The sequence below is a fragment of the Sphingomonas sp. PWP1-2 genome (assembly GCF_049898305.1).
Lineage (GTDB): Bacteria > Pseudomonadota > Alphaproteobacteria > Sphingomonadales > Sphingomonadaceae > Sphingomonas > Sphingomonas glacialis.
The window spans coordinates 714,102-726,926 of record NZ_JAFCXM010000001.1; the positions used below are offsets into that span (position 1 = coordinate 714,102).

A 12,825-nucleotide genomic window follows, 5' to 3' on the forward strand; every position below is an offset into this window, starting at 1 on the left:
GCATGACCGACCCGATGCTCCCGCAGGGAGAGGGATTTTAGCGGCAGGGCGCTCCGCCAGCATTCAGATCCAGGCACCGCCCATCGACCTTCGGTGCGGTCAGCGGCAGGCCGATCTGATGCGCAAGGGTCGGCGCGATATCGACCGTCTCGACGCCACCGGTATGTTCGAACGCGCTCATCCCCTTGCGCCAGAACAGGATCGGGACGCGGCGATCGTAATCGTACGGGCTGCCATGCGTCGCCACATAGCCGCCCGCCGCGCTCGGGATCGGGGTGACGCGCGGCTGGAGGAAGACGAGCAAATCGCCCGACCGCCCGGCCCGGAACGACGCACGCGCCCGCTCGAGCATGGTCCACTTCTCGGGCGGTCCCTTGGGGCTCGGCGTCGCGCGGATTTGTGCGGCGGTGAACACCTCTGCGACTTGCGGTGACGCCTTGTAATAGGCAATCGCCGCGGCCTCGACCGCCTTGTGCTGCGCGGTCGTCAGATCCTTGGCGATATAGACGTCGCCATTGGGGATGTCGCCGAACAGCACGGGCTTTGCGATGCCGAGCTTCGCCGCGATCTCTTTCCCAGCGATCGCGGGGGCGAGCATCACCTTGGCGCGCTGCGCGGCAGGCAGCCCGGCATCGACCTCGCGTTCGGGAAGGTCGTTGCCGCCATGGTCCGCGGTGAGCACGACTTCATAATCGACCCCGGTCGAATCGAGCATTTGGAAGAACGAGCCGAGCGTCGCATCGAGCTGCTGGAGCTGGATGCACATCTCGGCGCCTTCGGTGCCATAAGTGTGGCCGATATAATCGGTCGCCGAGGCGCCGACGTCGATGATGTCGGTGGTCGGCCCTTGCCCGAGCTTCATGTCCTGCACGAGCCCCGCCGCCAGCGCGACGATCGCGCCGTCGAACGCGGGCGAGGCGCGGAACGCCGAAGCGCTCCCCGCGGCGCGCTCGAAATGTCCTGCGCCGACGGTCTTGCCGCCACCGACTTGCACCGCGCGATCGTGCGGCTTGCAGACCTCGGGCACGTCGAGCGCGGCTTGCGGCGCGGCAATGTTCGCGGCGGTCGCGGCATTGGCACGCGCGACGACCGCGGGGGTGGCGCGGCCGGCATAGCTGACGAATGCCTTGCCGTTCCACCACCAGAGCTCGTCGACGTTGTGGCCGCCCATCATCACCGCAGCGCGATCCTTGCCCGCGACCGAGACGACGCGGATCGCCGGATTGGCGGCCTTCATCCGTTCGCCGAGCGTGGGGACGAGCAGGTGCTTGTCGGAGACGGTGTACTGGCCGTCGTGCGTCGTGCCAGGAACGGTCTCGTCCTCGGCGCAATAGACGACCTTGTCGGCGCGCGCGACGCTGAGGTCGGTCCAGGTGTTGGCGATGATGCCGGTATGTTCGGGGCGCAAACCGGTCAGGATCGTCGAATGGCCGGGGCAGGTCTCGGTCGCGGCGTGGCTCTGATAGCCGCTCGGGAAGACGCCACCCTGCTGCAACCGCGCGAACCCGCCGGTGAAGCTCTTGCGATATTCGGCGAACAGGTCGGCGGAGAATTGGTCGACCGAGATGACCACGATCAGCTTCGGTGCGCTCGCGGGCGGGGTGAACGGCGCAGGTTCCTTTGCCGAGAGCGGGGCCGAGAGCAGCGCGAGCGCCATCGCCACGAGGGAAGCCTGTCGTTTCATCGGTGATCTCCGCGCCATATACTTGACCCCGCGCGAGCTATGCCCTTGGTGCGCGTGACCTACAAGGATGTGCGAATGCGCTGGTTTCATTTCGGCTTGATGACGGTTCTGGCGATGCTGACGGCAAGCGCGGCGCAAGCCGATGGCGGCACGATCGGCGCACCGGGCGCGCATCACCTCGCGATCACGCTGGTGGCGGAGAGCACGACGCCGGCGGCGGGGTCGACCGTCACGGTCGCGCTGGCGACGGTGCCCGAGGTTGGCTGGCACGGCTATTGGGAAAATCCGGGCGATGCGGGCTTCCCGGCCAAGCTCGAATGGAAACTGCCCAACGGGGTGACCGCAAGCGATCCGATCTATCCGGTGCCGGGGCGGCTCGTCGTCGCCGAGCTGATGAACTATGTGTTCGAGAAGCCCTATGCGCCACTCGTCACGCTTAAGGTACCAGCTGGCCTCGCCGCCGGGACCGCGCTGCCGATCACGCTCCACACGACCTATCTCGTCTGCTCGGCGACGGTATGCGTGCCTGAAGCCGCCGATCTGTCGCTTTCGCTGACCGTCGGCGACGGCGCGATTGCGCCCGACACGCAAGCGCGCTTCGATGCGTGGCGCCGCGCGGTGCCCAAGCCGCTCGATGCGAAGGGCGTCTTCCAAGCGAGCGAAGGGCGCATCCGCATCGCGATTCCTTATCCGGCCGGTGCTGCGCTCAAGGATGCCTATTTCTACCCGGTCACGACCGGGCTGCTCGATTACAACGCGCCGCAGAGCGTGAGCCAGGACGGCGACCGGCTGGTAATCGAGACTAAGGCCGGTGCGGCCGGCGGGGCAGCGCCGCTGGTCGGCGTCCTGCAAATCGGCGCGCAGCAGGGGCTGCGCGTGACCGCCAATGCCGGCACCGTCGCCGCGACCGCGGCGACATCGACGGCGCCGGCCGGCGGCGTGCTGATGGCGACGCTGATCGCTTTTGCCGGCGCGATGCTCGGCGGGTTGATCCTCAACATCATGCCGTGCGTCTTCCCGATCCTCAGCCTCAAGGCGCTGAGCCTCGCGCGCGGGCATCTCGACGAGGGCGCAGCGCGGCGTGAGGCGCTGGCCTATACCGGCGGCGTCGTCGCGGTGTGCGTCGGCTTGGGCGCGGCGATTCTCGCGCTGCGGGCAGGCGGGACCGCGGTCGGCTGGGCGTTCCAGCTGCAGGATCCGCGCGCGATCGTCGTGCTGCTGCTGCTGACGGTCGCGCTGTCGCTCAACCTTGGCGGGCTGTTCGAGATTCCGACGCCGCAATTCGTCAATCGCTCGGGCGGGGCAGGCGGCGCGTTCGCGACCGGTGCGCTCGCGGCGTTCATCGCGACGCCGTGCACCGGGCCATTCATGGGCGCGGCGCTGGGCGCGGCGCTGGTGCTGCCATGGCCGGCGGCGCTGGCGGTGTTCGCGGGGCTCGGGCTCGGGCTCGCCATCCCGTTTCTCACGCTCGGCTTCGTGCCAGCGCTGCGCAAGCGGCTGCCCAAGCCCGGTGCGTGGATGGAGACCTTCCGTCACATCCTGTCGGTGCCGATGTGGCTGACCGCGCTCGCGCTCGCCTGGGTGCTCGGGCGGCAGGCAGGGGTCAACGGGCTGATCCTCGGGCTCGGCGCTGCGCTGTTCGCAGGCTTCGCGTTGTGGATCGGCGGTCGCCGCCAGGCACGCGGGCTGGCGTTCGGCTGGGTCGCGCTGATCGCTTTGCTGATTGTGACGATCGGCGGCGCGGCGCTCGTGTCGCGCGCGCCGGCGCAGGCAGCGGTCGCCGAGGCGGGCAACGAGCCCTTCACCGAGGCGCGGCTCGACGCGTTGCGCAAGGCGGGGCGGCCGGTGTTCGTCTATTTCACCGCCGACTGGTGCCTCACCTGCAAGGTCAACGAGAAGGCCGCGATCGAGACCGATGCGACGCGCAAAAGCTTTGCCGATCACAAGGTCGCAGTGCTGCTCGGCGACTGGACCAATGGCGATGCGACGATGGGCCGCTTCATCGAGGCGCATAACCGCGCGGGCGTGCCGCTGTATCTCTATTACGCACCGGGCGCGGCCGAACCGCGAGTGTTGCCACAAGTGCTGACCCCGGGGATGCTGGCGGCGCTATGATCGCGCGCGCGCTTGCCGGCTTCGCCGCGCTGGTCCTCGGGGCAGGCGCGGCGGTTGCGCAGAACCCACCCGCCTGGTCGCGACCGACAGCGCCGTTCCACATTGCCGGGCCGGTCTGGTATGTCGGGACCGAGGGGCTGGGCGTCTACGCGGTGGTCACGCGCGCGGGCACGATCCTCGTCAGCGGCCCACTCGCGCAGAGCGCCGGTCTCGTCGAACGCAATCTCGCGACGATTGGCGTGCAGCCACGCCAGATCAAATGGATCCTCAATTCGCACGCGCATTTCGACCATGCCGCTGCGTTCGCCGAACTGCGCCGCTGGAGTGGCGCCAAGCTCGTCGCCTCGGCCGGCGATGCCTCCGCGCTGCGCCGTGGCCGACACGAAGCCGACAATGCGAACGGCCACACCCGCTTTGCGCCGGTTCCGGTCGACCGGATCGTCCGCGATGGCGAGCAAGTCCGCGTCGGGACCGTCGCGCTGACCGCGGTGCTGACACCGGGACATACGCCGGGCTGCACGACGTGGACGATCCCGGTAGTCGAGCGGGGGCGGCGCTTGAACGTCGTATTTCCGTGCAGCGTGACCGTGGCGGGCAATCGCCTGATCGGCAATCGCGCCTATCCCGGCATCGCCGCCGATTATCGCCGCAGCTTCGATCGGCTGGCGACGCTGCCCGCCGACATCGTGCTGCCGATGCACCCCGATCAGGTCGATCTGCTCGGACAGGCCAGGCGCCACGACGCCGGCGCGGTGGACGCCTTCGTCGATCCCAGCGCGCTGCCGCATTTGGTCGCGGAAGCGCGGCGCGATTTTGCCAGTGCGCTGGCGCAGGAACGCGCGCGCTAGACAGCAGATTTCTTTTCGGCAGCGCTTGTGCGGCGCAACAATCCATCGCAGCATGGAACCCAAGACGTATTTGGGGGCTTTACCTTCTCGATGGGGACACGACCGGCGTTTGACGAAATCATGGGGCAGGCAGGGTCGACGACCCCGCGGGACGAACTTGCCGCCTTGGGCGCTTGGATCGAGACCACCCCCGACGCCGAGCTTCGCCGGCGCCAACACTCGGCCGAGGCAACTTTCCGTCAATTGGGCATCACCTTCGCCGTCTATGGCGAGAGCGATGCGAGCGAGCGGATCATCCCGTTCGACATCGTCCCACGCATCTTCCTTGCCGACGAATGGGAGCGCCTCTCGGTCGGCCTCGTCCAGCGTGTCGAGGCGATCAACGCTTTCTTGCACGACATTTACGGCGAACGCCGGATCCTCGCCGAAGGCGTGCTGCCGCCCGATCTGATCTTCGGCAATCCGCAATTCCGCCCCGAGATCGCCGGCATCCGCCCGCCGCACGACATCTGGGCGCATATCTGCGGGATCGATCTGGTGCGCACCGGACCCGACGATTTCTTCGTGCTCGAGGACAATGCGCGCACCCCGTCGGGGGTGAGCTATATGCTCGAAAATCGCGAAGCGATGCTTCGGCTATGCCCCGAGCTGTTCCGCGATTTCCACGTCGCGGCGGTCGATTCCTACCCCGATCGCTTGCTCGAGACGATGAAGTCGGTGGCCCCGGTCGGCGTCGCCGCGCCGGTCTGCGTCGTGCTGACGCCGGGGCACTATAACTCGGCCTATTACGAGCACAGCTTCCTCGCCGATTCGATGGGGATCGAGCTGGTCGAGGCGGCCGATCTGGTCGTCGATGATGACGTCGTGTGGATGCGCACGATTGCGGGGCGCGTGAAGGTCGATGTGATCTATCGCCGGATCGACGACGATTATCTCGACCCGCTCGTTTTCCGGCCGGATTCGATGCTCGGCGTGCCGGGGCTGATCGCGGCCTATGCCGCGGGCAACGTCGCGTTGCTCAACGCGCCGGGCAACGGCATCGCCGACGACAAGGCGATCTATTCGTACATGCCCGAGATCGTGAAATTCTATTCGGGCGGTGACGCGAAGCTGCCCAATGTCGAGACGTGGCGCTGCCGCGAGCCGCAGGCGCTGAAATACGTGCTCGAAAGGCTTCCCGAGCTGGTGGTGAAGCTGGTCGACGGGTCGGGCGGATACGGCATGCTCGTGGGGCCGACCGCGACCAAGGCCGAGATCGAGAGCTTCCGCGCCGCGCTGATCGCCGAGCCGCACCGCTACATCGCGCAGCCCACGCTGGCGCTGTCGACGGTACCGACGCTTGCCGCGGCAGGCCTGGCGCCGCGCCATGTCGATTTCCGGCCGTTCGTGCTGACGGGCTCGAAGGGCGTCCAGGTCGTTCCCGGCGGGCTGACGCGCGTCGCGCTGAAAGAGGGATCGCTGGTGGTCAATTCATCGCAGGGCGGTGGTACCAAGGACAGCTTCGTCCTGATGGACAATGGCGCGGGCGCGCAACCGTCCCACCCGCTCCAGTCGCAGACGCAATCGCAGGAGCAAGTCTCGTGAGCGGCGCGCTGCGGTCCTCGCCATGCCGCGGAGCCTCGCGATGCTGAGCCGTACTGCATCGTCGCTGTACTGGCTCGGCCGCTATGTCGAGCGGACCGACTTCATCGCGCGGCTCGTCGAAGCGACCGTCAGGCTCGACGTCCTCTCACCGCGCCCGGCGGGCGAGGCGGCGTGGGCATCGGCGCTGGCGGTGACCGAGACCGACCAGGCCTTCGCCAAAACCGGCAGGGACATCTCGCAAAGCTCGGTCGCGCGCTTCCTCACCGTCGACACCAGCCATCCGGGATCGATCGTCCGCGCCCTCGACATGGCGCGCAACAATGCGCGCGCGGTGCGCACCGCGCTGACCAAGGAGGCCTGGACCGCGATCAACGGCGCCTGGCTGATCTTCGACAATCGCTCGAGCCCCGGCGGCGCGATGGCGACGCTCAACCTGGTCGAGGCGGTAAAGGCCGAGACGCGCGGGTTCGAGGGCGCGGTGCACCGCATGCTGCGCAACCAGACGACGTGGTTCATCCGCCTGGGCCAGGCGATCGAACGTGCCGACAACACCGCACGGCTGCTCGACGTCAAATATCATATCCTGCTGCCCAAGGGCGAGTCGGTCGGCGGTGTGGTCGATCGCGACCAATGGACGACGATCCTGCAGACGGTGTCCGCAGTCACCGCGTATCGCTGGCTCTATTCGGAAGGGTTGAAGCCGGCGAACGTCATCGACTTGCTGATCGCACGCTCCGAACTGCCGCGCAGCCTCGCCGCCTCGGTCGAAGAAGCCGTCGAGATCCTCAATTTGCTCGCCAAGCGTACCGGCCTGCACGGCGAGGCCGACCGGATGGCGCGCACCCGCCAGCAACGCTTGGCTCGCACCAAATCGGGCGAAGTGATCGCGCGCGGGCTGCACCAATATCTGCAGGGCTTCATCGCCGAGAACGACAATCTCCACATGGCCGTCGGCCGCCAGTTCAAGTTCAGCTGATGCGGCTCGCGATCGATCACCGCACGACGTATCGCTTCACCAACCCGCAGGCGCGGCTGACCCAACTGCTTCGGTTGACCCCGGAAGATACGCACGACCAGTCGGTCGCAGGGTGGAACTTGCACGTCGATTGCGATGCACGGCTGCGCTATGGGCGCGACGGTTTCGGCAACCGCACGACGATGCTGTATGTCGAGGGACCGCTCGACAGCATCGAGATCCATGTCTCGGGCGAGGTGCTGACCAACCGCTCGCACGGGATCGTGCATGGCGGGCACGAGCCGTTGCCGCCCGAACTGTTCCTGCGCGAGACGGCGCTGACCAAGCCCAATGCCGAGATCGTCGGCTTTTCAAGCGCGATCAGCGAGACCGATCCGGTCGCGCGGCTGCATGCGCTCAATCTGGCGGTGCACAGGCGCTTCGCGCTGTGTCGCGGGCGTCCGGTCGCAGGCCGCACCGCAATCGAGGCGTTCGCCGAAGGCAAGGTCAGCGCGCGCGATCTGGCGCAGGTGTTCGTCACCGCGGCGCGGACGCTCGGCGTGCCGGCGCGTTATGTCTCGGGCTACAGCCCGTCGTGTATCGAGGTCGGGGATGGTCGCCCCGCGCCGCACGGCTGGGCCGAGGCGCATGTGGCAGGGCTCGGATGGGTAGCGTTCGATCCGTGCACGGGCCTCTGCGCCGACGAAGCCTATGCGCGCGTGGCCGTCGCGCTCGATTCGGCAGGGGCCGCACCCGTCGCCGGATCCCGGTTGGGCGAGGGCGACGAGGTGCTCGACGTCGACCTCCATGTGGATCGCGCGGCGGGGCAATAACCCCGCGATCGGATCAGCGCGTCGTTACCATCTGCTCGGCCATGATCGCGTATTTCTCGGCGGGCGGCGAATAGACCGCATCCTCGTCGACCAGCAGGCCCCAGCCTTGCGGGCCGAGCACTTCGATCGGACGATAGCGGATCTTGTACGCCATCCGCGGCGAGCCCTTCACCCAATAGCCGAGATAGACATAGGGCAGCCCGACGGCACGTGCGCGCAGGATGTGATCCATGATGATCATGTTGCCGAGCCCCGGGCGATCGGTGCTGTCGGAGTCGAAGAAGCTGTAGATCATCGACAGCCCGTCAGAATGCTGATCGGTGAGGCATGCACCGATCAGCTTGCCGCGCTCGCCGTGGAGCGACGGCTCGCGATATTCGACGATGAAGCTGTTGACGGGCGAATGCTCGACCATGTCGGCATAATCGCCTTCGTCCATCTCGGCCATGCCGCCGCCGGGATGCCGCGATGCGAGGTAGCGGCGCAGCAGCTGGAATTGCTCGTCGGTCGCCCACGGACGGCAGGCGGAAACTTCGAGATCGGCATTCTTGCGCAACTGCTTGCGCTGCGTCGCATTCGCCTCGAAGTCCGAAACGACGACGCGGACCGAGACGCACGCGGTGCAGCCCGAGCAGCTCGGGCGATACGCGACCGACTGGCTGCGGCGAAAGCCGATCCGGCCGAGCGCATCGTTAAGATCGCTCGCTTGCTCGCCGCGCAACTCGGTAAACACCTTCCGCTCCTGGCGACCGGGCAAATACGAGCAGGGCGACGGGCTGGTGACGAAGAATCGTGGAAAGCGGAATGGCGCTGTCACCGCGGAGGGTCCCTTGAATAATCGTGTCCTGCCGCCCCGGCGGCCAGTTCGCACCGCCGTTATGAATCTTCCCGAACGTGATGAAAAGCGGCTTTACCAATATTGGTGGTTAATGCCGCATTTGCTGAATCGATTCAGCGCGCTGGCAATAAAATGCACCGATCCGGGCCCCTGCGATAGAGTCGCGGGACTCGGTTGGCCGCACGCCAGATTCGTTTCGTCACGCGAGTTCGACGGTACTCACTTCATAGCCCCCGGCGCGCAAAGCGGCGATGAGCCGGTCGAGATGCGCGCGGTCGCGCGTCTCGCATTCGACATCGGTGATCAGGCCCTTGGCGGGGAGCGTCGTGAAGACGCGCTGATGATAGATCTCGATGATGTTGACGCGTTCGGCATCGAAGATCCGCGCGACGTTGAACAATGCGCCGGGCTGATCCTGCAGCCGGATCCGCAATCGCGCGAGCCGGCCCGAGCGCGCGAGATCACGCAGCAGGACGTTGGCGAGCAGCCGCGTGTCGATATTGCCGCCGCACAGCACGACGCCGACGGTCTTGCCGGCGAAGCGCTCGGGATGCTGGAGCAGCGCGGCGAGGCCGGCTGCGCCCGCACCCTCGACCACGGTCTTCTCGATCTGCAGCAACAGGCTGACGGCGCGTTCGAGATTGCGCTCGCTGACCAGCACGATGTCGTCGACCAGCGCCTTGACCATCCCCGAAGTGATCCCGCCGGGCTCCTTGACCGCGATGCCCTCGGCGAGCGTATCGCCCGCGCACGGCATTGCGGTGCCGTTGATGCGGTTGAACATCGACGGGAACAACTCGGCCTCGACGCCGACGACTTCGATCGGATGGTCGGCCGCCGCAGCGACCACCGCCATGCCCGAGATCAGGCCGCCGCCACCGATCGGGGTGAGGAAGGTGTCGATGCTCGGCACGTCCTGCAGCATCTCGATCGCGCACGTGCCCTGGCCGGCGATCACGCGGACGTCGTCGAACGGATGGACGAAGGTCAGCCCGCGCTCGCCTTCGAGCTCGCGGGCGTGCGCATAGGCCGCGTCGAACGTGTCGCCGAACAGCACGACGGTCGCGCCGTGGCCCTCGGTCTGCGTCACCTTCACGGTCGGCGTGTTGGTCGGCATCACGATCGTCGCCGGGATGCCGAGGCGATTGGCGTGATAGGCGAGGCCCTGCGCATGGTTTCCGGCAGACGCCGCGATCACGCCGCTTGTACCCGCGGGCAGTTGCAGCAGCGTGTTGAGCGCGCCGCGCTCCTTGTACGCAGCGGTGAATTGCAGGTTCTCGAACTTGAGATAGACCGTCGCCCCGGTCAGCTCGGACAGCGTCTTGCTGATGAACGTCGGCGTCCGCACGATCTGATCGGCGATCCGCGCGTGCGCCGCCTGGACATCGGCGAGGGTGACGGGGAGGGTTTCGGGCGCGGGGCGGGGATGAGTAGCCATGCCGCCGCCTAGACCATCTGGCGCGACGAAGGAACATTGCTTATCGCATTGCGCATGCAGACCAAGTCCTTCGCCCGTCGCGCCGCATTCGTCCTCGCGGCGCTCTCGCTCCCGAGTGCTGGCTTTGCCGATGGGTTGATCGACAATGTCACCGGCATCACGCTCGACAAGGACGGCAAGGTCCTTCGCTTCACCGGCCTGCTGATCTCGCCCGAGGGCAAGGTCGTCAAGCTGCTAGCCGACAGCGAGAAGCGCCCGGTCAAATTGGACTGGCGCGCCGACGAACATGGCAAGGTGCTGCTCCCCGGCTTCATCGACGCGCATGGGCATGTCATGGAATTGGGCTTCCGCGCGCTCGAGCTCGATCTGTCGGGCACCAAGTCGCTCGACGAGGCCAAGGCGCGGATCGCAGCTTACGCTGCCGCCAACCCCGAGAAGAAGTGGATCATCGGCGGCGGCTGGAACCAGGAGGTGTGGGCGCTCGGCCGCTTCCCGACTGCCGCCGATCTCGACGCGGTGGTCAGCGATCGCCCGGTCTGGCTCGCGCGTGCCGACGGGCATGCGAGCTGGGGCAACAGCGCCGCGCTCAAGGCAGCAGGCGTCACGGCCAAGTCGGTCGCGCCCGCGGGCGGGCGGATTGAGAAGACCGGCCCGCTACCGAGCGGCGTGTTCGTCGATGCGGCGCAATCGCTGGTCGAGAAGGTCGTGCCGCAGCCGCAGCCCAAGGAGCGCGACGTCGCCTTCCTCAAGGCGCAGGAGATCCTGATGTCCTACGGCATCACCGCGACCGCCGACATGGGCACGAGCATGGACGACTGGCTGGCGTATCGCCGCACCGGCGACGCGGGCAATCTGCGCGTGCGGATCATGAGCTATGGCATGGGGGTCGATACCGCAGTGCGGATCGGCGGCGCCGGGCCGACGCCGTGGCTCTATGGCGACCGGCTGCGGATGGGCGGGGTCAAGCTCTATGCCGATGGCGCGCTCGGGTCGCGCGGCGCTTGGCTCAAGAAGCCGTATAGCGATGCGCCGGGGCAAACGGGGGCGGGGTTCATGTCCGACGACGTGATCCGCAATTACATGAGCCGCGCCGCGCTTGATCATTACCAGGTCGCGGTCCATGCGATTGGCGACCGCGCCAATGCCGAAGTGCTCTCGGCGATCGAGGACATGGCCGATACGTACAAGGGCGATCGCCGCTGGCGGATCGAACATGCACAGATCGTCGATCCGGTCGATCTGCCGCGCTTCGGCAAGAACGGCATCATCGCCTCGATGCAGCCGACGCACCAGACGAGCGACCGCGCAATGGCCGAGGCGCGGCTCGGGCCCGATCGGCTCGCCGGTGCCTATGCGTGGAACTCGATGCTGAAGAACGGTGCGACGCTCGCCTTCGGATCGGATTATCCGGTCGAGAAGCCCGATGCGTTCGCGGGCTGGGCGGCGGCGTTCACGCGGCAGGATGCCGATGGGCAGCCGTTCGGTGGTTGGCGCCCCGAAGAGCGCATCACCCGCGAGCAGGCGTGGTGGGCGTTCACTGGGGGCGCGGCCTATGCCGGCTTTGCCGAGGACAAGCTCGGGCGCCTGGGCGTCGGGCAGCGCGCCGATTTCATCATCGTCGACCGCGACCCGCTGCTCGCTTCGCCAACCGAATTGCGCGCGACCAAGGTCGAGCAGACCTGGATCGGCGGCGCCAAGGCGTGGAGCCGCAAGTAAAGAAAAGGCCGCGACGTCCCCCGATGTCGCGGCCTGTCTCCCGCCGCAGCGGGAGCGGTAAACTGTTGGGCGATCAGGCGACGGCCGCGGGTGCCATCATCTCGTCGGCCTCGCGCAGCACATAGCCGCGGCCCCACACGGTCTCGATGTAATTCTCGCCTTCGCAGGCGAGCGACAGCTTCTTGCGCAGCTTGCAGATGAAGACGTCGATGATCTTGAGCTCGGGCTCGTCCATCCCGCCATAGAGGTGGTTGAGGAACATTTCCTTGGTCAGCGTGGTGCCCTTGCGCAGGCTCAGCAGCTCGAGCATCGCATATTCCTTGCCGGTCAGATGGACGCGGCTGCCATCGACTTCGACCGTCTTGGCGTCGAGATTGACCGCGAGCTTGCCGGTGCGGATGACCGACTGGCTATGGCCCTTCGAGCGGCGCACGACGGCGTGGATGCGCGCGGTGAGTTCTTCGCGGTGGAACGGCTTGGTGACGTAATCGTCGGCGCCAAAGCCGAAGCTGCGGACCTTGCTGTCCATCTCGTTGATCCCCGAAAGGATCAGCACCGGCGTCTGGACGCGCGCGACGCGGAGCTTTTTCAGCACGTCGTAGCCGTGCATGTCGGGCAAATTGAGGTCGAGCAGGATGATGTCGTAATCGTAGAGCTTGCCGAGATCCAAGCCTTCCTCGCCGAGGTCGGTCTTGTAGACGTTGAAGCCTTCGGCCGTCAGCATGAGCTCGATCGCCTTGGCGGTCGTCGGCTCGTCCTCGATCAACAATACGCGCATCTGGCGGTCCCCATTGCTTACCAGACGATCGGAGCT

At 66.9% G+C, this 12,825-nt stretch carries 10 protein-coding genes; 6 read left to right on the top strand and 4 right to left on the bottom strand.

Features of this window, described 5'->3' with window-relative positions; all coding sequences use genetic code 11:
- Positions 1 to 37: 37 nt before the first annotated feature.
- The gene (locus tag ACP7C5_RS03550) at positions 38 to 1,684 is read right to left on the bottom strand and encodes an alkaline phosphatase family protein (protein WP_426263191.1); all 1,647 of its coding nucleotides are present in this window, start codon (positions 1,682 to 1,684) and stop codon (positions 38 to 40) included.
- A 75-nt stretch (positions 1,685 to 1,759) separates the two neighbouring features.
- Here ACP7C5_RS03550 and ACP7C5_RS03555 point away from each other — a divergent pair, with 75 nt between their 5' ends.
- The 5 genes from ACP7C5_RS03555 (at position 1,760) to ACP7C5_RS03575 (ending at position 8,019) form a co-directional block, all read left to right on the top strand.
- The gene (locus tag ACP7C5_RS03555) at positions 1,760 to 3,799 is read left to right on the top strand and encodes a protein-disulfide reductase DsbD family protein (protein ID WP_426263192.1); all 2,040 of its coding nucleotides are present in this window, start codon (positions 1,760 to 1,762) and stop codon (positions 3,797 to 3,799) included.
- Positions 3,796 to 4,647, top strand: coding sequence for a subclass B3 metallo-beta-lactamase (gene bla / locus ACP7C5_RS03560; RefSeq protein ID WP_426263193.1), 852 nt, complete (start codon positions 3,796 to 3,798; stop codon positions 4,645 to 4,647). Before ACP7C5_RS03555 ends, bla begins: the two co-directional genes overlap by 4 nt.
- 90 nt (positions 4,648 to 4,737) lie before the next feature.
- A complete protein-coding gene (locus ACP7C5_RS03565) occupies positions 4,738 to 6,231 on the top strand; it encodes a circularly permuted type 2 ATP-grasp protein (RefSeq protein ID WP_426263194.1) in 1,494 nt (497 codons plus the stop codon).
- A gap of 40 nt (positions 6,232 to 6,271) precedes the next feature.
- Positions 6,272 to 7,207, top strand: coding sequence for an alpha-E domain-containing protein (locus ACP7C5_RS03570; protein WP_189675299.1), 936 nt, complete (start codon positions 6,272 to 6,274; stop codon positions 7,205 to 7,207).
- The gene (locus tag ACP7C5_RS03575) at positions 7,207 to 8,019 is read left to right on the top strand and encodes a transglutaminase family protein (protein ID WP_133189534.1); all 813 of its coding nucleotides are present in this window, start codon (positions 7,207 to 7,209) and stop codon (positions 8,017 to 8,019) included. Before ACP7C5_RS03570 ends, ACP7C5_RS03575 begins: the two co-directional genes overlap by 1 nt.
- A 13-nt stretch (positions 8,020 to 8,032) precedes the next feature.
- Here ACP7C5_RS03575 and ACP7C5_RS03580 read toward each other — a convergent pair whose 3' ends face one another.
- Both ACP7C5_RS03580 and ACP7C5_RS03585 read right to left on the bottom strand, forming a co-directional pair.
- On the bottom strand, positions 8,033 to 8,836 hold the full coding sequence (locus tag ACP7C5_RS03580; RefSeq protein WP_426263195.1) for an arginyltransferase: 804 nt from the start codon (positions 8,834 to 8,836) through the stop codon (positions 8,033 to 8,035).
- A gap of 220 nt (positions 8,837 to 9,056) precedes the next feature.
- On the bottom strand, positions 9,057 to 10,295 hold the full coding sequence (locus ACP7C5_RS03585) for a threonine ammonia-lyase (RefSeq protein ID WP_133189530.1): 1,239 nt from the start codon (positions 10,293 to 10,295) through the stop codon (positions 9,057 to 9,059).
- Positions 10,296 to 10,349: 54 nt separating this feature from the next.
- Between ACP7C5_RS03585 and ACP7C5_RS03590 the strand changes: the two genes are divergently transcribed.
- Positions 10,350 to 12,011 carry an amidohydrolase gene (locus ACP7C5_RS03590; RefSeq protein ID WP_426263196.1) on the top strand — a complete coding sequence of 554 codons (1,662 nt, stop codon included), beginning with the start codon at positions 10,350 to 10,352 and terminating at the stop codon, positions 12,009 to 12,011.
- Between the two features lie 73 nt (positions 12,012 to 12,084).
- On the opposite strand, the gene ctrA is transcribed toward ACP7C5_RS03590, so the two are convergent.
- Complete coding sequence (gene ctrA, locus ACP7C5_RS03595; RefSeq protein WP_133189526.1) at positions 12,085 to 12,789, bottom strand: response regulator transcription factor CtrA; 705 nt, start codon at positions 12,787 to 12,789, stop codon at positions 12,085 to 12,087.
- Between the last annotated feature and the right edge of the window lie 36 nt (positions 12,790 to 12,825).

Coding starts and splice junctions, on each gene's coding strand:
- ACP7C5_RS03550 (WP_426263191.1), bottom strand. CDS start 1,684: ATGAAACGACAGGCTTCCCTCGTGGCGATGGCGCTCGCGCTGCTCTCG.
- ACP7C5_RS03555 (WP_426263192.1), top strand. CDS start 1,760: ATGCGCTGGTTTCATTTCGGCTTGATGACGGTTCTGGCGATGCTGACG.
- bla (WP_426263193.1), top strand. CDS start 3,796: ATGATCGCGCGCGCGCTTGCCGGCTTCGCCGCGCTGGTCCTCGGGGCA.
- ACP7C5_RS03565 (WP_426263194.1), top strand. CDS start 4,738: ATGGGGACACGACCGGCGTTTGACGAAATCATGGGGCAGGCAGGGTCG.
- ACP7C5_RS03570 (WP_189675299.1), top strand. CDS start 6,272: ATGCTGAGCCGTACTGCATCGTCGCTGTACTGGCTCGGCCGCTATGTC.
- ACP7C5_RS03575 (WP_133189534.1), top strand. CDS start 7,207: ATGCGGCTCGCGATCGATCACCGCACGACGTATCGCTTCACCAACCCG.
- ACP7C5_RS03585 (WP_133189530.1), bottom strand. CDS start 10,295: ATGGCTACTCATCCCCGCCCCGCGCCCGAAACCCTCCCCGTCACCCTC.
- ACP7C5_RS03590 (WP_426263196.1), top strand. CDS start 10,350: ATGCAGACCAAGTCCTTCGCCCGTCGCGCCGCATTCGTCCTCGCGGCG.
- ctrA (WP_133189526.1), bottom strand. CDS start 12,789: ATGCGCGTATTGTTGATCGAGGACGAGCCGACGACCGCCAAGGCGATC.